The organism is Bacillus sp. ILBB4 (assembly GCF_035064545.1).
Lineage (GTDB): Bacteria > Bacillota > Bacilli > Bacillales > Bacillaceae_H > Priestia.
In genome coordinates, this window is record NZ_JAIQVD010000002.1 from 882,737 (window position 1) to 900,544 (window position 17,808).

General features: G+C 37.4%; 19 protein-coding genes. 9 read left to right on the forward strand and 10 right to left on the reverse strand.

Annotated elements, in window-relative coordinates; translation table 11 throughout:
• Positions 1–21: 21 nt before the first annotated feature.
• Positions 22–894, forward strand: a complete 873-nt coding sequence (locus tag LAV82_RS10610) for a LysR family transcriptional regulator (protein ID WP_013055563.1) — start codon at positions 22–24, stop codon at positions 892–894.
• A gap of 31 nt (positions 895–925) precedes the next feature.
• Here the strand turns inward: LAV82_RS10610 and LAV82_RS10615 are convergent, their stop codons facing one another.
• From LAV82_RS10615 to pdxR, 9 genes are all read right to left on the reverse strand, one after another.
• Positions 926–1,057: a hypothetical protein gene (locus LAV82_RS10615; protein ID WP_499716137.1), complete on the reverse strand. Its 132-nt coding sequence runs from the start codon at positions 1,055–1,057 to the stop codon at positions 926–928.
• Between the two features lie 180 nt (positions 1,058–1,237).
• Positions 1,238–2,206: a tripartite tricarboxylate transporter substrate binding protein gene (locus LAV82_RS10620; protein ID WP_499716057.1), complete on the reverse strand. Its 969-nt coding sequence runs from the start codon at positions 2,204–2,206 to the stop codon at positions 1,238–1,240.
• Positions 2,207–2,230: 24 nt separating this feature from the next.
• Positions 2,231–2,902, reverse strand: coding sequence for a response regulator (locus tag LAV82_RS10625; RefSeq protein WP_499716058.1), 672 nt, complete (start codon positions 2,900–2,902; stop codon positions 2,231–2,233).
• Between the two features lie 27 nt (positions 2,903–2,929).
• Complete coding sequence (locus tag LAV82_RS10630) at positions 2,930–4,519, reverse strand: ATP-binding protein (RefSeq protein ID WP_211078388.1); 1,590 nt, start codon at positions 4,517–4,519, stop codon at positions 2,930–2,932.
• Positions 4,520–4,672: 153 nt separating this feature from the next.
• Positions 4,673–5,977 (reverse strand): CitMHS family transporter, encoded by a 1,305-nt coding sequence (locus tag LAV82_RS10635; protein WP_013055558.1) that lies wholly within the window; start codon positions 5,975–5,977, stop codon positions 4,673–4,675.
• Positions 5,978–6,305: 328 nt separating this feature from the next.
• Positions 6,306–6,869: an ImmA/IrrE family metallo-endopeptidase gene (locus LAV82_RS10640; RefSeq protein ID WP_211078387.1), complete on the reverse strand. Its 564-nt coding sequence runs from the start codon at positions 6,867–6,869 to the stop codon at positions 6,306–6,308.
• Positions 6,870–7,845: 976 nt separating this feature from the next.
• A complete protein-coding gene (locus tag LAV82_RS10645) occupies positions 7,846–8,478 on the reverse strand; it encodes a fumarylacetoacetate hydrolase family protein (RefSeq protein WP_035439371.1) in 633 nt (210 codons plus the stop codon).
• A gap of 330 nt (positions 8,479–8,808) precedes the next feature.
• On the reverse strand, positions 8,809–9,744 hold the full coding sequence (mmuM, locus tag LAV82_RS10650; protein ID WP_211078384.1) for a homocysteine S-methyltransferase: 936 nt from the start codon (positions 9,742–9,744) through the stop codon (positions 8,809–8,811).
• Between the two features lie 134 nt (positions 9,745–9,878).
• Positions 9,879–11,276 carry a MocR-like pyridoxine biosynthesis transcription factor PdxR gene (gene pdxR, locus LAV82_RS10655; RefSeq protein WP_013055554.1) on the reverse strand — a complete coding sequence of 466 codons (1,398 nt, stop codon included), beginning with the start codon at positions 11,274–11,276 and terminating at the stop codon, positions 9,879–9,881.
• A gap of 111 nt (positions 11,277–11,387) precedes the next feature.
• On the opposite strand from pdxR, the gene LAV82_RS10660 reads away from it, so the two are divergent.
• Positions 11,388–11,858, forward strand: coding sequence for a GNAT family N-acetyltransferase (locus tag LAV82_RS10660; protein WP_029324837.1), 471 nt, complete (start codon positions 11,388–11,390; stop codon positions 11,856–11,858).
• A gap of 229 nt (positions 11,859–12,087) precedes the next feature.
• On the forward strand, positions 12,088–12,288 hold the full coding sequence (locus LAV82_RS10665; RefSeq protein ID WP_074893948.1) for a YolD-like family protein: 201 nt from the start codon (positions 12,088–12,090) through the stop codon (positions 12,286–12,288).
• 76 nt (positions 12,289–12,364) lie between these two features.
• On the opposite strand, the gene ltaS is transcribed toward LAV82_RS10665, so the two are convergent.
• Positions 12,365–14,293 carry a lipoteichoic acid synthase gene (ltaS, locus tag LAV82_RS10670; RefSeq protein WP_211078382.1) on the reverse strand — a complete coding sequence of 643 codons (1,929 nt, stop codon included), beginning with the start codon at positions 14,291–14,293 and terminating at the stop codon, positions 12,365–12,367.
• 394 nt (positions 14,294–14,687) lie between these two features.
• On the opposite strand from ltaS, the gene LAV82_RS10675 reads away from it, so the two are divergent.
• From LAV82_RS10675 to LAV82_RS10700, 6 genes are all read left to right on the forward strand, one after another.
• The gene (locus LAV82_RS10675) at positions 14,688–14,870 is read left to right on the forward strand and encodes a YolD-like family protein (protein WP_013081871.1); all 183 of its coding nucleotides are present in this window, start codon (positions 14,688–14,690) and stop codon (positions 14,868–14,870) included.
• A gap of 148 nt (positions 14,871–15,018) precedes the next feature.
• Complete coding sequence (locus LAV82_RS10680) at positions 15,019–15,237, forward strand: helix-turn-helix transcriptional regulator (protein WP_013055551.1); 219 nt, start codon at positions 15,019–15,021, stop codon at positions 15,235–15,237.
• Positions 15,230–15,697: a DUF2178 domain-containing protein gene (locus LAV82_RS10685; protein WP_244856603.1), complete on the forward strand. Its 468-nt coding sequence runs from the start codon at positions 15,230–15,232 to the stop codon at positions 15,695–15,697. Before LAV82_RS10680 ends, LAV82_RS10685 begins: the two co-directional genes overlap by 8 nt.
• Before the next feature lie 214 nt (positions 15,698–15,911).
• The gene (locus LAV82_RS10690; protein WP_499716059.1) at positions 15,912–16,298 is read left to right on the forward strand and encodes a hypothetical protein; all 387 of its coding nucleotides are present in this window, start codon (positions 15,912–15,914) and stop codon (positions 16,296–16,298) included.
• Positions 16,299–16,310: 12 nt separating this feature from the next.
• Entirely contained in the window at positions 16,311–17,234 is a 924-nt protein-coding gene (locus tag LAV82_RS10695; protein ID WP_499716060.1) for an FAD:protein FMN transferase, read from the forward strand.
• Positions 17,209–17,787, forward strand: a complete 579-nt coding sequence (locus LAV82_RS10700; RefSeq protein ID WP_211078381.1) for a ferric reductase-like transmembrane domain-containing protein — start codon at positions 17,209–17,211, stop codon at positions 17,785–17,787. Before LAV82_RS10695 ends, LAV82_RS10700 begins: the two co-directional genes overlap by 26 nt.
• The last annotated feature ends 21 nt before the right edge of the window (positions 17,788–17,808 follow it).

Here is a 17,808-nt window from a genome sequence, read left to right on the forward strand (position 1 = left end):
TTTTATTCCTGGAGGGGTAGTATGGACGATCGAGATTGGCTTATTCTACAAGTGTTGTATCGAGAAAAAAACATTACAAAAGCGGCCAAGGAGCTGTTTATCTCTCAGCCTGCGCTTACGCATAGACTGCAGCAGATGGAGAAGGAATTTCATGTTCAGATTGTGAACAGAGGACGCCGCGGAGTTCAGTTTACACCGCAGGGAGAATATTTAGTGAAGTGCGCAGAAGAAATGCTGCTCACGCTTCAAAAAATAAAAGAAAATGTGTTAAACATGGATGATCAATTAACCGGTACTTTACGTCTAGGAGTGTCTAACTTTTTCACTGACTACAAGCTCCCTGGACTATTACGGTTATTTAAAGAGCGATTTCCTGACGTTGAATTCAAAGTCACGACCGGATGGAGCAGTGACATGGCCCACTTACTTTATAAGCACGATGTTCATATTGCGTTTGTAAAAGGTGATTATAACTGGCAGGATCAGAAAGAGTTGCTTTTTAAAGAAACGATTTGCATTGCGTCTGCACAGCCTGTTGACATAAACAACCTTCCCAATATACCTCGAATTGACTATCACCAAGATCGTTTTTTAAAAACATCTGTTGATAACTGGTGGGCTGAAAATTACTCTCAGCCTCCCCTTGTCAGTATTGAAGTGGATAAAGCAGAAACATGCAAAAAGATGGTTGTAAACGGACTCGGTTATGCGATTTTGCCGAGTATGCTGCTTGATGACGCAGCAGAGATTTACAGATACACGTTAAAAACAAAAGACCAGCAGCCTTTAACACGCAGTACATGGATGTTTTATCATGAGGATTCATTAAAAATTAACATCGTAAAAGCTTTTATTGAGTTCATTCAAAACTTGGATTTAAAGGATGTACACTGATAGAAAGAGGTTGAGACATACCGAAATGAATTCAATCTAAAGACGAACAAATGGGATATATGAGCTGAACTGCTTTTGACACCGCAGTTGATTTCCGTGCAAGACTTCGCTTTCCGCGGGCGGCCGGTGAGCCTCCTCGTCGCTTACGCTCCTGTGGTCTCACCTGTTCCGCTTTTTCCGCAGGAGTCTTCGTCTTGCCCTCCAATCAACTGCTAGAAGGAACGAAACAGATGAAACTATGCTTACCACAACAAAAAAACGAACCACGAATCAAACATCTTGATCAATGGTTCGTTTTTCACTTCGTCTAAAATTCTTTTGTCCCAACCTCTTTCTATTGTATTTATTCATCATTTGTTCCACCCATTAAGTCAGAATACAGCTTGCTTTGCTGTTCAAGAAATACCTTAGCACCGCTGCTATTTTTATAAAAAGAGGTTAAATCGTTATCTTTAAGCAGTTGTTCCCATTCTTTTGTATGAACCATTTCATACACTGTCTTATTCCAATATGCTACCTGCTCTTTGGTCATATTAGGCGGTCCCATTAGACCTCTCCAATGGCTAAATGTTACGTCAATTCCCGCTTCTTTCCACGTGGGGATCTCTTTTAGCTCTTCTAGCCTGCTGGGAGAAGAAACGGCGAGTATTCTTACCTGCCCTTGTTCGTACTGCTTTTTTACTTCTGATAATGACATAGGTGCTACATCTAGCTGATGATGAACGAGCGCATCGATCACTTTATGACTGCTGTTGTAAACGAAGAACTCAAGCTTGGAAGAGTCTACGCCTGCTTTTTTATTTAGCTGCATGAACGATAAATGATCGTCGTTTCCTAAGCGAGGTGATATTCCCACTTTCATACTGGATTCACTTTGATTTAACGTGCGTATGAGCTGTTTTAAATTATATATAGGAGAGTTAGCAGGGACCACGATGACCTCCCATTCAGATGTTAAAATAGCGAGCGGAGTAAAGTCTTTATAGGTTAATTGACTTTGCCCTAGCAAATTATTTGTAATCAGCAAACTGGAATTTCCGGAAACAATATTCCCTTCTTTTCTCTGTTTAATATATTTCCATCCTTCTTCACCTTGCCCACCTATTTTATTACTAACCGAAACGGGTACCTTCACAATCTTCTTTTCCGTTAGCACTTGTTGAATGGCTCTTACTGTTACATCTGCTCCTCCGCCTTTTGCACCGGCTGCCACAATTTCAATTTTTTTCATATCAATACGTTCTTTTTTAGAGGGAGAAGAACAGCTAACAAGCAATACACTTATAAACACTATCATGAGCTTTTTGATCATATATACCATCCTTCAAGGCTAATGCTACGCTAAATAGTACTTGCGCTCCGGCCGTCCAATAATCCCATAATCATATTCAACGTGACATTCACCAGTTGATACTAGATACTCTAAATATCGTCTAGCTGTCGTTCTAGATACTCCCATTTGTTGCCCCATCTCTTCGATTGTAATTCCTTTGATGCTTTTTAAAATGTCTTTTGACTTTTGTAATGTGATACCATCAATACCTGAAGGAAGAGATTTATCCGCTTTTGGCTTTGTTCTGACATGTCCAAAGTACGCATCAATAAATGATTGATCAACTTCTTCATGCGTACTAAACAGTTCCTTTTTCTCTTGATACTGTTTAATAGCATTAATGAAGGATTCCATCATAACGGGCTTAATCAAATAATTAACGACGCCGTTTCTCAAACAGATTTCTACAATGTTTTTTTCTGTTGCAGCCGTTACCACGATAACGTCAACTTGTGGAAACTGCGCTCTAATTTTTGGCAGTAAATCCGTTCCCATTTCATCTGGCATATAGATGTCTAAAAGAAGTAAATCAACTTTCTTCTCCTTTAGCATTTCAAGCGTCTCTTTTGCATTCAACGCTTTACCTACAACTTCTACATCATCTACTTCTAATAAAAATCGCTCTTGAACTTGAGCAATTCGAAAATCGTCTTCTGCAATTGCGACTCGTAACATTTCGACTCTCCCCTTACTTCTCATGGTTCAGTTTTTTGGAAGGTAAACTGAAAAAATGGCTCCTCCTTCTGGCTGATTATACACTTCAATAGATCCTCCAAGTTCATCTACCATTTTCTTTATATTTGCCAGTCCGTATCCTCTATCTGTACCTTTGGTTGAAAAACCTTTTGTGAAAATTTGATTTAGTACTTCTTCTGATATACCTGGTCCGTTATCCATCACTTCAATAATTAAATCATGACCAATATCGGTAATAAAAAACGACACTTCTTTTTTAGACTGCTGACTCACCGCTTCAAATGCATTATCAATTAAGTTCCCAATAATGATAATGAGATGAGAAATTTCAATATGTTCTGGGAGCGTATCGAGTGTACTCTCCGAATCAACCGAAAAGTGAATTTTCTTTTCAGATGCTTTTCCAATCTTCCCAAGCAATATTGCTTGGACTTTAGAATCTAATATCTGATCAAATAGAATACGATTTTGTGTTTGGTGTACGGCTGATTCTTTTTGAATAAACTCAAATGCATCTTTGTACTGCCCTAACTGCAGCAAACCCGACAAAACATACAGCTTATTCGTAAACTCATGCGTTTGAGCTCGTAAATCCTCTGAATACCTTCGTACTTCTGAAATCGTATTGATTAAGCTTTTTAATTCTGTCTTATCACGAAAACTAGCGACCACTCCTACAATTCGTTGATGTTCAATAATAGGTGTTAAGTTTAAGATAAACGTTTTTTCATTTAGAAAAATCTCTTGGTCGCTTCGGGCTATTCCTGTATCTAGCACTTCAATCATATTCGTATAAGGAAATACTTCAATGATATGATGATGTAAATATTCCGCCTGTAGCCCTAGCATATTTTTAGCTGATGTATTCATCATCGTAATAAAGCCTTGATGATCAATAGCAATAATTCCTTCTTTTATCGAAAGTAAAATCGCATTTCGTTCACGGTATAAAGAAGCGATTTCATGGGGCTCAAGACCGAGAGTATCTTTTTTAATACTTTTAGCTAAAAAAATACCTCCGATCATACCAAGTAATAAAACAGCTAGTGAAAATATGATAATTTGCTGAATACGCGTAATAAGCTGAGCATGAACATGAGACTTTAAAAACTCAACCGTCACTACTCCTACGACCTCCGTATACTTTCCGTGACTGATGACAATAGGCGCTTTCCCCATAATAGCAGGACCTGTGGTTCCCTCTCCGTCAAGCGTATAATATCCGCCGAATAATAGTGCTCTATCGTTAACCGCCTCTTTGTTTTTCTTTCCTATCCATTTTTGATTAGAATGAGAATAGATGATTTGCTCACGGTTTTGAACCACAATACTTGCTGCTCCGATTTGTTCCCTCACTTGCTCGGCAAGCGGCTGAATATAGCGACTCGGCTGTTTTTTTTGAAAAGCAGCTTTGACTTCGGGCATAAATGATATTGATTTAGCTGCTTGTAGAGCAAGCTGCTCGGCTTGCCTTTTAGATTCTACAAACTGCATGTAAGAGAAAATACTCGCTAAAAGAACAATAACAGTTATGATTAATGCTGCGGATAAACCTACGATTTTTGTTTGCAGCGATACTTGAAACCATTTTTTCATTTCATCGCACCTTTAGCCTTTACCTTATAGTTCTATTCCTCTTTTATTTTATCAAAATTTTTTGTATATCCGCTCCTTATTCCAAAAGCTTTTTAGACAAAAAAACTTATCAATCCCAAAAGCGGAATTGATAAGTTTTTAGGTTCATGATCTTTACAGCGTAATAACTCCTGTAATAATAGCTACTAAAAGCATTACCATCGCTGTTCCAATCGTCCACTTTAAAGTAAAGCGCTGGAATTCACCAAGCTCGACTTTTGCCATACCGACCAATAGATACGTAGAAGCAACTAAAGGACTTAGTAAGTGAACAGGTTGACCAATCAATGAAGCACGGCCAATTTCTGCAGCATCAATACCGTATGCTGAAGCTGCTTGAGCAATAATTGGTAAAATCCCATAGTAGTAAGCATCATTTGACATAAAGAACGTAAATGGCATACTTGTGATGGCTGTAATCACAGACATGTAAGGCCCTAACGCATCTGGAATTAATCCTACTAAACTATTACCCATTGCATCTACCATTTTTGTACCAGATAAAATGCCTGTGAATACGCCTGCTGCGAATACAAGAGATACAACAGCAAGTACATTACCAGCATGTGCTGTAATACGCTCTTTTTGAACTTCTAAATTTGGATAGTTAATCATGATAGCGATTGCAAATCCAATCATAAATAGAATTTGAAGCGGCATAACTGCTGTGATAAGTCCTACTAATAATAGAGCTGTTAAAGCAAAGTTTACCCATAAAAGCTTCGGACGCTTGTACTCGATTCCTTCAGCAGCGGCTGCTTCCGCAAAAGCTACTTGAGCATTTGTGACGTCTTGAATATCAATAACACCTAAGCGCTGGCGCTCTTTTTTTCCGAAATAGTAAGCCGTGAATAATAACCAACCAGCTCCACCAATCATGGCTGGAATAAGTGGTGTAAACACCTGTGAAGCATCTAACTTCAATGCGCTCATCACACGAGCAGTAGGTCCGCCCCAAGGCGTTAAGTTCATAACTCCACTACCCATAATAGCGATACAGGCTAAAATCATCGGCTTCATGTTTAGCTTTTTATAAAGCGGAAGCATCGCTGAAAGCGTAATCATATATGTTGTTGTTCCGTCTCCATCTAATGAGATAATAAGAACTAAAATAGCTGTACCAATTGTGATTTTTAGTGGATCACCTTTTACGATTTTTAAAATTCTTCCTACAACTGGATCAAACAAACCAGCATCAATCATAATTCCAAAATATAAAATAGCAAACATTAACATAACGCCTGTAGGTGCTAATTCTTTTACACCATTTAAAGCCATTTCTCCAATATCACTTGTGAATCCCCCTATGATGGCAAACAATACTGGAATAACCATTAAAGCAATAAGCGGCGTTAATCGTTTTGTCATAATTAGAAACATAAATGTACAAACCATCAAAAACCCAAGAATAGCTAACATTATTACCCCTCCTATTTTTGAATCCGCTTTCATAACAGTGGAAGCGATTCGTTTGTATGTATGACTCGCATATGTATGCCAGTTCGTCTATACGATTACAACATCGCTTGTTCACTATTAAGTTGTACCTTAAAACTTTAAAATTTTCTGTTTTTTCTTAAAATAATCATAATTTACAGGAGGGTATAGTGTAAATAATTCGTACTATAAAAACTTTTAAAACTTTATGGGTAATTAAATCCTTTTTGTTCATTGGAAGGATAAAAGAAAGGAAGAGGAAAAAAGATAGGAAAATAAAAAACGGAGAGAGAGGAACTATTCTCGTGAATTATTCAATTTGAACTCTAAGAGAATAAGCTCCAGGATGAGGAGTTTTATTCCATTGAGTAAGAGACTCCTCTAAAAATGGAATGTTTTTCAACTTCTTTGTTTGGAACTTTTCTATTTTTGAATATTTCTCTAAAGCATAAGTATTAGCAAACATTTCTTGCGTTCTATTTCCTTCTTTTAAAAGCGTTCCATTTGTCATACGATCTACATGATGGCCTAATTCATGCAGAATGATAAAAGCAAATTGATGAGGCTTTTTATTTTTTGTTGTATCGATAAAGACAATAGGACATTCCGTTACTGTATATTTAATATAGTCAATTTCAAACTGAAGTTTGCGCTTCTCTTTTGGAAGGTTATCATTAAATTGGCCATAGTACACACCTAGCACATCTTTTCCTTGCACCTTTACACTGCCTAAGCAATATACACCTTTTAGCCCATCCCAGTCTTTTTCGTCTGTTACATTAGCAATTTCCTGCAGGACGGCTTTTTGCTTCGCACTCATGACTCCATGAAATGTTGCGCCATGAATTTGGATTTTTTCACTACGCTTAAACATCTTCTTGCCTCCTTTGCTAAATTCCTTCTACAACATATTATTTAGCAATAAGTATATTCATTCACAATACATGGTTAAAAACATGAAGTTAATGTCAAGATTCCCGTTTTGATGTTTTCTAACCCCGCTTATATGCTGCTTCGTTTATTTTCTATTTTTACTATATTACATATGTAGCCATTAATAAAATATCATTTTTTTATGATTTATCATTACTTTTTTTTATTTCTATTTTTGTTTATCGATAATCTAAAGCCTGCGTATCATTTTTAAATTTAAAACCATTGCTATATAAAGAAAAGGATAGCAAAAAAATGAGTATAGCGTCTTCCATTCGTTATAATAAAACACTTCTGTTTGGGTACTCCTTTTGTAAAGAATCCATAAGGATTATATTTAACATCAAGATATACATCTGCTACTGATCCTAAAAACATGACAAACAAAGAAGTTGTGTACATTTCTATCCAGCTGATATGTTTTGGCATAACTAGTACGCTCAAAATAGAAATCACCGTTGTAAGGATTAAGAGCACCATGCTGAGGACCTCGTTTTCTACAGGAGATAGAAACAGCTTTCCCATTGGGTATTAAATTCATTCTGAAGGCTAAAAAATTAAGACTTCGCAAAAAAAGAGATTGAGGCATAACGAAATCTAGACAATCTAAATACGAACAAATGGGATAAATGATTTGGACTGCGTGGTACGCCGCTGTTGATTTCCGTGCAAGACTTCGCTTTCCGAGGGCGGCCGTTGAGCATCCTCGTCGCTTACGCTCCTGCAGGATCTCATCCATTCCACTTCCCCCGCAGGAGTCTTCGCTTTGCCCTCTAATCGACAGCTAGAAGCAAATATATAATCTACGTTCACCATCACAATAAAAAATCCGAACGAGTTGGATTCTCTATCAAGAATCTCGATTCATCGTTCGGATCTTCCTTCAACTAAACTACTTTTGTCCCAGCCTCTTTTTGTTAACGAAAGGAAATGATGCAGGAACCAAGCTCTTGCTGTCCCCATTTAAGTGAAAGCTCATCATGATGAGAAAGCGGACCTACTCCCTCAGGTGTCCCTGTAAAAATAAGATCTCCTTTATCAAGACCAAAATGTTTTCCTGTAAAATCAATAATCGTTTGTAAGTCAAAAATCAAATTTTTAATATTCCCCAGCTGCACGCGTTCATTGTTTTTCACTAGCGAAAAGTCTTTCTTCTTAGATGCTTCTACTCCTTCAAATGGAATAAAGTTTCCCACGACCGCTGAATGTTTGAATCCTTTTGCAAGCAGCCAAGGGTGCTTTTTTTGTTTTAATTCGCTCTGCACGTCTCGAAGCGTCAAGTCTAATCCAATCGTCATCTCGTCAACAAGTTCATCCACTGTTATGCCTTCTTTGTAAGATTGTCCAATATGAAGAATCAGTTCAGTTTCAAAGTGCACCTCTCCTTGGTCGCTAGGAAGAGTAATTGATTGTCCAGCTGCTTCAACGAGAGCGTGAGTAGGTTTGGAAAATAAAAAAGGTGATGTTGGAATATCATTATGTAATTCTTTTGCATGCAGTGCGTAGTTCCGGCCTACACAATAAATATTTTTAATATCTTTCACTTTCATCATCCCTTCTTTCGTTCAAATAAAGATTTTTCAACTTGTATTCTTTTATTTTACAGAAAAAAAAGGTTGGGACATAATAAAATGAATCCAATCTACAGACGGAAAATGGGAATAAATGAGCTGAACTGCTTGTGACACCGCTGTTGATTTCCGTGCAAGGCTCCGCTTTCCGCGGGAGTCTTTGCCCTCCAACCAACAGCTAGAAGGACCTGCGCACACGAAACCTACGTTCACCATGACCATAAAAAACACGAACTATCTATTTTTGATAGATCGTTCGTGTTTAACGTTAGCGAAACACTTTTCTCACATTCTCTTTCTTTCAACCTGTTATTTTCTAGCCCATTTTGTAATGCCTTTGATATCATCTGGAGTTGTACGACAGCACCCTCCGATTAACTGAGCACCTGCTTCATACCAGCTGTGAGCGCTGCAGCCATACGTTTCGCCCGCAGATGTCCCGTTCCATGTTTTAGATTCAGCATCATAATGCTCCCCTGAATTTGGATACACAATGACCGGCTTATCCGTTTGAGATTTAATTTCTTTAATAAGTGAAGAAATATATTGAGGCGGCGTACAGTTAACTCCAAGGGCCGCTACTTGCTCATAGGAATCCAGGTAGCGTGCACACTCCGAGATTAATGTTCCGCTGCTAATGTGCAGATCATCTTTTGCGCTGAACGTAATCCATGCATACGCTCCTTCAAACTCTTCTAGCAGCCTCGCAATGGCTCTTGCTTCCATTACATTAGGAATGGTTTCACAAGCTAACACGTCCGCTCCTGCTTCAATTAATGCTTTCATACGAGGACGATGAAATTCCATTAACTCTTCTTCTGTTATGTCATACTGTCCAGTATATTCCGATCCGTTTGCTAAAAATGCTCCGTAAGGCCCTACCGAAGCGGCGACAATTGGTTTTGGACGATTACGACGATTCTCTTCTTGCTGCCAAAATTCATCTCTTGCTTCAGCCGCAATTTTTACAGATGCTTGAATTAACTCGCGAGCCTCTGCTTCACTCAAACCACGTTTAGCAAAACCTTCAAATGTACTTTGATAACTTGCTGTAATTGCACAGTCAGCTCCCGCTGCAAAGTAATCTTGGTGGACTCTCTTAATCAGTTCCGGCTGCTCCATCAACACTTTTGCAGACCATAAGCTGTCGTTTAAATCACAGCCATATCTTTCAAGTTCAGTTGCCATTGCACCATCTAGTACAATCACAGGGAATGTATGTAAAATTTGTTGGATAGGATTCATTGTTTAATCTAGGGTTGTCCACTAGCAGTTAGCTTCGATTACCCTATCCTCCTTTCAGATAATTTAAAATATATGCAAAAAAGTCTAAAGGACTAGGCAACTTTTGTCAAGAAACCGAAAAAACGAGCATGGATTTATAACCAAGCTTTTTTTAATCGTTTTATTCCTTCTTCTATTTCTTCTCTCCCTAAACTTCCGAAGCCTAACAAAATATGAGGCTTTTGTTTAGGTACTTCCGTAAGCCAATAACGAGAGGTACCGTAGACGGAGACATCTTGCTTTCGAGCTGCGTTAATTAATTGCTGTTCGTTCATATCGTTGTGCACGCGTACAAGTATATGCAAACCTGCAGATTCTCCTGACACCGTGATGTTTTTGTTAAGCCCCTTCTGTAAAGCTGCTAAAAGAGTACCGTGTTTCAGTTGATAAGCAGTTCTCACTCTTCTTAAATGCTTACTCCACTCTCCATTTTTCATTATCAGCCCGAGCGTCTGTTGATGGAGAGTTGGAACAGCTTGCTCGTATAAAGAGAAACGTTCATGATATTCTTTTAGAAGAACTTCAGGTAGTACAAGGTAGCTGATTCTTAAAGAAGGCATAAAAGATTTTGAAAATGTACCCGTATAAATGACGCGCCCCTTAGTGTCTAAGCTTTGCAATGAAGGGATGGGGGAGCCTTTATAACGAAATTCTCCGTCATAATCATCTTCAATAATAAACCCGTTGCGGTCATTCGCCCATTTAAGAAGCTCTATTCTTCTTGAAACAGGCATGATCATTCCGTATGGAAACTGATGAGATGGTGTAACATAAACAGCTCGTGCTAGGCTATCATAAAGCTCTTGGATGTTTATACCTTTGTTATTAAGCGACACGGGTTTTAAGGAAAATCCATGCTGCTTAAATACAAAGCTAGCCCCGTCATAACAAGGATTTTCAAAGGCAATATCTCTGATGCTTTGCTTTAACATCTGCGCTAATAAACTGAGTGATTGCTGCGTACCTGCTCCAATAATAATTTGATGTTTTGAACAAACCACTCCTCTTGACTGATAAAGGTACGTCGCAATTTCTTCTCGCAGTGATTCTTCTCCTTGACTTTCTTGGTACGTGAACAGCGCTTCTCTATAAGTTTGAAGACTTTCATTGTATCGTTTTTTCCACTCATTCAAGGGAAACAAACGGCTATCAACTTTTCCATACCGAAAATCATAGGTACACAACTTTGTTTCTGAGTGAGGGTGTAAAAATACAGTCGGCTTTTTATCTGTTTGCAGTAAATCAAACTGTGTATTCGTTACGTACAGTCCACTTTTGGGCCTGCTTTCTACATATCCTTCAGCTAAAAGCTGCTGATAGGCCATATCTACAGTATTTCGACTTACATTCAAGTAATCAGCAAGAGACCGGATAGACGGCAGTTTGTCATTTACTTCAACCCTGCTGGATACAATTTCTTTTTTTATATATTCATATAGCTGGTGATACAAAGGCATATCATCTTTGCGGTTTAATAAAGGTGTGAACTTCACGCTAGCTCCTTTCATCTGTCCCTATTTTATTTTTCAAATCTGGCTCTTTTAGAGGGGATACATTTCTTTTACTATAAGTGTAGATCATCTGATTAAAAAGGAGAAGATTTAATGACTACTATTACAATTCGTCAAGCTAATGCCGCTGACATGGAAGCACTTATTTCATTAATGAACGAATACATTGTTGATTTTTACAAGCGCCCTCAGCCTACCAAAAAGCAGCTGAGAAATTTAATTAATCACTTGTTTCACCATCCGGATGCTGGCGTTCAGTTTATCGCGACTCAAAATGACGAGGCAGTAGGGTTTTCGACGCTTTATTTTACATTTAGCACCACGCGTGTAAAGCCTGTAGCGATCTTAAATGACTTGTACGTTACTGAAAAAGCAAGAGGACAAAAAATTGGAGAAAAGTTATTTTCGGCCAGTCATCAGTATACAAAAGAACATCAGTATGCAGCTATGTCTTGGGAAACGGCTTATGATAATACAAGAGCCCAAATGCTTTACAGAAAAATGGGCGGAAATGTAACGAACGATGAATGGATTCACTACGACATTTCAAACGATATTTTATAATATTCTTCCATCCATAAAGTTTTAACACGTTCTTAACACTCCTTTCATAAATGTGTTTTATGATGAATACGACAAATAAATCAGTTTCTGTATGTATTTGTCACATTCTCTGTTAAAGTTTTCACAAAGTGTTCAAACTTTAAGTGAAAACGCTTTCTATTTTTGTGTATAATAAAAATATGCAAATGAAAATGAATGTTACAGCTCGTTAATCATACACATTTTAAATATGGAAGGAGTTTTGAAAATGATTTTAAAAGCATTAAGAAAAAACGGGGCCGTTACAATTAACTATTATAAAAACGGTTTGCTTCAAACGTTTAAAGGAAAAGTACAGCGCCTAGATTTAACAGACCAAACGCTTTCATTAAAAGATGAACAGCAAAATACTTTCTCTATTCGCTTATCAGGAATTAAAGAAATTTATTGATGAATAGTTTACAGTAAAAAAGAACATGATGTTCATTCTGCTTTGCAGAAGTCATCATGTTCTTTTGATTTTAGCTTTATTTAGCTGATGTTTCTGTTTCTTCTTTCCCGTACATATATTTCGAAGGGTCGACTGTTTGGAAATCCTTCAGCTTGTGGAAACGAAGTAAGTCTCCATAAAGCACTTGATCAGATAATTCCAGTTCTTTCGCTACCTTCTGTTTATAAGCTTTCATTTGATTATTTTCTTTAAGCGCTTGGCCCGTCTTAGAATCATAATACGTTCCATCCACTAATGTATATTTCGGAGATACGTAGTTGCCATTGCGGAATGCCACTACATCATCATGATCCTTAGAAAATAAATCTGTGCCAAATTGGATAAACTCTTTGCTGTCAATCCCTACTAAATGAAGAAGAGTTGGCACAACGTCAATTTCTCCACCGTACGTATGATTAACTCCGCCTTTCACTTCAGGAACGTGAATGAATAGAGGTACACGCTGCAGCTGAGCATTTTCATAAGGCGTAATTTCTTTTCCCATTACTTTTTCCATTGCCGCATTATGATTTTCAGAAATACCGTAGTGATCTCCATAAATCATAATTACAGAATTATCATAAAGCCCAGAAGCTTTCAGTTCTTGGAAGAAAGATTGCAATGATTCGTCTAAATAACGAGCCGTTTGGAAATAACGGTCAACTGTTGCATCGCCCGTGTTAGCCGGCTGTATGCTTGCCTCATTGTTTCCAAGTAAAAATGGAAAATGATTTGTTAACGTAATTAAATGCGCATAGAACGGCTGTGGTAAAGACTGCAGCATTGGAACAGATTCTTTAAAGAACGGTTTGTCTTTTAAGCCATAATTAATTTTATTTTCACCCGTCATATTGTAATAACTTGCATCAAAGAACTTATCCACACCGAACTGCTTGTAAATTTCGTTACGGTTCCAAAACGTCTTATAGTCTCCGTGCAGCACAGCGCTCGTATAGCCAGCTTTTTGATCTAAAATAGCTGGTGCTGCCTGATACGTATTGCTTCCTTTCAGTACAAAGGCAGAACCTTGAGGAAGGCCGTATAGAGAGTTGTCCATCATCAGCTCAGCATCTGATGTTTTTCCTTGTCCTGTTTGATGAAAGAAGTTATCAAAATACGTAAAGTCATTTCCATGGGCCAACGAATTTAAGAAAGGTGTCACTTCCTGGCCATTTAATTTGTAATCAATTAAAAAAGACTGAAATGATTCCAAATGAATTTTAATAATATTTTTCCCTTTAGCTTTTCCAAAATAAACGGAATTAGGTTCCGCATAATGACTGTTTTTAAAATTAACGACGTTTGTTAAATCATTGCTGCTTGCAAAAGCTCGCTGTTTAGAGTTTTGAGCAGTTTGAACACCGTCATACATCGTATAATTATAGGCGCCTAGATACTTTACTAAATAATTGCGGTCAAAAGTTCGAGATAGAAGCTGCGGGCGATCAATTTCTGCTAATGTTAAGTTGACAGAAAAGACCATGAATCCTAAAGAAAGAATAGTTACAGCATTCTTAACCGATACTTTTTCATTATGCCAGTCAATTTTTTTACTAAAAAAGAAGAAAAAATAAATAATAAAATCAACAAAATAAAAAACATCATGTGCTTTTAATAAATCCATAATGCTTCCGCCCATACTTCCCGCATTACTTGTCTGCAATAGTGTAGGAAGCGTTACAAAATCGTTAAAAAAACGATAATAGAGAATGTTGCTGTATAACAGCAGCGTCATAATGAAACTGCCTGCAAGAATCCAAGCTCCTGCTTTCTTTCCTTTAAAAAATAAGCCGATTCCTAAAAAAATCAGCACTGAACTCACAGGGTTTATGAACAGCAGTATTTGCTGCATTACGCCGCTTACGCCTAAGTTAAATTCAGTTTTATAAGCCACGTACGACTTTATCCACATTAAAACAGCGGCTAATATGAAATAGTGCAGCGGCTTAGAAACGATTCGCTTCATTTTGATTTTCCTTTCTCGATTAGTTTATGAGTAGATTCACAAAGAACATATAGAAAACCTTTATCATTATACTCATAGAAAATGAAAATTAAATGAAATCCTAGCCTTCACAACTATAGATAGATTCTTTAAATTCATCTACTAGTTTACCTAATACCCACAAATAAATAAACTAAAATCACCTTTTTTTATCATAAAACCCCTTCTCCCCTCATATACTGTATTCTGTTGCAACACCCGTACTGCAAACTTGTGCATTTTTTCACAATTTATCTACAAACTATTCTCATCTTGCTGTATAATAATAATTCTGCCTTGAGCATTCTCCAAATTCCTATGCTTAAGCCACAGCTTTCTTTTCATAACAGATGCACACATGAAAGGAGATGAATAAATGATTTTAAAAGCGCTAAAGAAAAACAAACATGTAACCGTGAATTATTACGAAAATGGCCTGCTTCAAACCTTCAAAGGAAAAATCCAAAATTTAAACCTAACCGACCAAACCCTCTCCCTACGAGATGAAAAACAAAACATTTTTTCCATTCGTTTGTCTGGCATTAAAGAAATTTATTAACAAAAAAGATCCTGAAGAATTCTTCTAGGATCTTTTTTGTATTTTTTATCCATTACTTATTGAAAAATCATCCAATTGGTGTTAAATTAACTTTACATAATGTTAAATCAACTTAACAAATTTATTAAAAAGGCAGCGGGTGATCATATTGACTCTTATTAATCACGTAAAAGAGCTTAGAGCTAAACATGGATATACGCAAGGAGATTTAGCTGAAAAAGTTGGAGCCACTCGCCAAACCATTGCAGCTATTGAAAAGGGAAATTACGTTCCCTCCCTACTACTTGGTTTAACAATTTGTGATGTCTTTCAATTAAAAATGGAAGATGTTTTTAGACTTCAAAAGGAGGAGAAAAATATTGAGTAATGTTATTAAATCTTATTTATTGAATGTAGTGTCTCTGTTATGCGTAGGGTGGTTTTTATATGATTTTTTAAGCCTAAATATTCAATTTAGTGAAGTTATGACCGACCCTGAACCCCCGTGGGAAATTACTATGTCTATAGGCTCTTTTGCTTCTTTAATTGTCCTTTTAATTGTCTCATTTTTTTACTACCGCGCGCGTAAAAAGACGAAGAACGTTTCGCCTTTATTATTTCCTTTTGAATTTGCAGAAGAAGATGAACGTGAAAAGATGATAACAGCAGAAGCTTGTAAAAAAGCCTTTGTTTTTCTCCTATTTTCTATTCCTATAGGTGCTGTATTAATAGCTTTTTATCCGCTGTTGCCTAATTCTTTTAGCTTCTATCCCATTGCCGTTCTTTTGCTTCTTTCTCTTGTGCAGTTAACGGTTTATTACGTATCAATTAGTAAGATTTATCGCTGATTAAAAAAGGGTTGTTCTAAAAAGAACAACCCTTTTTTAATCTAATAATTCACTGAATTTCCTACAAAAATAATCCAACCTACATCTATTTCACTATTTTTTCATTTTTTCTGTCTATATTGAACTATAACAATTGAACGATCAATGTTACCTTCCACTGCAGTTTTTCTTCAGTGTTCAGTTGCAAAATATGAAAGATAAAAGGAGCATATCAATGGCAGCTAATAAATGGACAAAATGGATGGTTGGATTATCGGGCGTTGCTGCATTTACCACTTTTATAGGACTTTCTCAAAAATATGATCAAACAAATTCAACAGCTGCAGCACTAAATAACGATACATCAGCCGATAATTCATCTCAAACTCAAACGGAAGATGAGACGGAGCTATTTCCAGATTCAGGATCCGACTCCAATACGGACAATGGAACTAACGGGCAAGATCAATGGTCAAATGACAGTTCTAGTGAACAAAGTGGTCAATGGTCAGACGATGATTCAAGTAGCCAGCAAGATCAGTGGTCTAATGATGATTCCGGAAATAGTCAGGATAATTGGGGCAATAACGATGATTCTTCTATGCAGTCAAGACCTTCTTAAGGATGTGATGTAATGAGCTACTCATTTAAAGCAATGAATACTACATTTAACGTATACCAGCTTGAAACACCTGTCAGCCAAAAAGTGGAGAGCTGGTGTTATCTTGTAGAAGAAACGCTAAGCCGCTTTCTTCCAACAAGCGAGCTTTCACAGCTTAATTCGCTGAACGGAAGATTATTTTTACCGTCAAAAATGTTGTATGAAGCTGTAAAAACAGCCTCCTACTATTACAATGAGACAAACGGAATTTTCAACCCATTTCTGTATCATTCTATTCAAACTCTAGGATATGACCAAAGTTTTGAACAACTGCCTAACAATCAGCTTCCTCAAGAAGTAGCAGCTTTTGATGCTGTTAACCCTATTATGATTCATAAAGGAATGAGAAGTATTCAGCTTGCTTCTAATGTCGGTCTGGATTTAGGCGGAATCGCAAAAGGTTGGAGCATTCAGCAAATGGCGAATCAATTAAAGAAAAAAGGAACTTCACTTGGGGCAATCGATGGAGGCGGTGATATTGTAACGTGGGGGCCTGCTAGCAAGCACTGGTCTATCGCGCTCTCTCATCCATTTGATTTATCAAAAAATCTCATGAGCATTAAAGTAAAGAGCAACAGTGGCATTGCCACAAGCAGTGTGGGCAGGCGATTGTGGAAAGTAAACGGACACACTCACCATCATATTATTGACGGCAGAATCAGCAAGCCTAGTTCATCAGAGCTTCTGCAAGCAACGGTTGTTTCAGAAGACTTGACCGTTTCTGAAGTCTATGCAAAATGCATGCTTATTCTCGGATGGGACGCCGGATTAAGATTAGCTAAAATGCATCACCCTTCTTTAGAGGTAATTGCGGTTACAAAAGAAGGCAAGGTGTTAATCGAAAAAAATGTGAAAGGTCAGGTATACCACTATGGCTACTCTCCTCGCGCAATTTAGTGCCCACTTTCCCGTTTGGAATACCATTCGGGCAGCCGGCTTAACTTCTTATTTACTAATGTTTGTATCGGTTGCCGCTGGCATTTCTCACAGCTTTTCGTTTTTTAAACCAAAACGAAAAAAACAGTTCTTGCTGGTTCATCAATCATCAGGGTGGTTCGGGTTATTATTTGGCATGATTCACGGACTTGTTTTATCATTTGATCAATCGATCCACTTTCCACTTTCTGACATTTTAATTCCATTCACTTCCGATTACAAACCAATTAGCACAGGTCTTGGTACTATTTCACTCTACATTTTATTCGTACTGATTATTACATCCGATTTTATAAAACAGCTGGGGAGAAAAACTTGGAAAGCCATTCATTTTCTTGCTTTTCCAGGCTATTTGCTCGCACTGTATCACGGCATTACTTCTGGAACAGATACACAGCAGCCGCTTATTCTTTGGATGTACAGCATCACTGGCTGCATCGTTTTGATTTTGCTTTTTTTACGAATTCAACACCAGTCAGCTCCTAAGAACCAAAAAAAAGCTCAGGAAAACTAAAAAACGCACTCTATTATAGAG

What these genes read in the sequence shown, in the direction of transcription:
- LAV82_RS10635 (WP_013055558.1), bottom strand. Translation starts at nt 5,977, where the DNA reads ATGTTAGCTATTCTTGGGTTTTTGATGGTTTGTACATTTATGTTTCTA.
- LAV82_RS10660 (WP_029324837.1), top strand. Translation starts at nt 11,388, where the DNA reads ATGACTACTATTACAATTCGTCAAGCTAATGCCGCTGACATGGAAGCA.
- LAV82_RS10625 (WP_499716058.1), bottom strand. Translation starts at nt 2,902, where the DNA reads ATGTTACGAGTCGCAATTGCAGAAGACGATTTTCGAATTGCTCAAGTT.
- LAV82_RS10665 (WP_074893948.1), top strand. Translation starts at nt 12,088, where the DNA reads ATGGAAGGAGTTTTGAAAATGATTTTAAAAGCATTAAGAAAAAACGGG.
- LAV82_RS10700 (WP_211078381.1), top strand. Translation starts at nt 17,209, where the DNA reads ATGGCTACTCTCCTCGCGCAATTTAGTGCCCACTTTCCCGTTTGGAAT.
- LAV82_RS10630 (WP_211078388.1), bottom strand. Translation starts at nt 4,519, where the DNA reads ATGAAAAAATGGTTTCAAGTATCGCTGCAAACAAAAATCGTAGGTTTA.
- ltaS (WP_211078382.1), bottom strand. Translation starts at nt 14,293, where the DNA reads ATGAAGCGAATCGTTTCTAAGCCGCTGCACTATTTCATATTAGCCGCT.
- LAV82_RS10610 (WP_013055563.1), top strand. Translation starts at nt 22, where the DNA reads ATGGACGATCGAGATTGGCTTATTCTACAAGTGTTGTATCGAGAAAAA.
- mmuM (WP_211078384.1), bottom strand. Translation starts at nt 9,744, where the DNA reads ATGAATCCTATCCAACAAATTTTACATACATTCCCTGTGATTGTACTA.
- LAV82_RS10695 (WP_499716060.1), top strand. Translation starts at nt 16,311, where the DNA reads ATGAGCTACTCATTTAAAGCAATGAATACTACATTTAACGTATACCAG.
- LAV82_RS10675 (WP_013081871.1), top strand. Translation starts at nt 14,688, where the DNA reads ATGATTTTAAAAGCGCTAAAGAAAAACAAACATGTAACCGTGAATTAT.
- LAV82_RS10645 (WP_035439371.1), bottom strand. Translation starts at nt 8,478, where the DNA reads ATGAAAGTGAAAGATATTAAAAATATTTATTGTGTAGGCCGGAACTAC.
- LAV82_RS10620 (WP_499716057.1), bottom strand. Translation starts at nt 2,206, where the DNA reads ATGATCAAAAAGCTCATGATAGTGTTTATAAGTGTATTGCTTGTTAGC.
- LAV82_RS10690 (WP_499716059.1), top strand. Translation starts at nt 15,912, where the DNA reads ATGGCAGCTAATAAATGGACAAAATGGATGGTTGGATTATCGGGCGTT.
- LAV82_RS10640 (WP_211078387.1), bottom strand. Translation starts at nt 6,869, where the DNA reads ATGTTTAAGCGTAGTGAAAAAATCCAAATTCATGGCGCAACATTTCAT.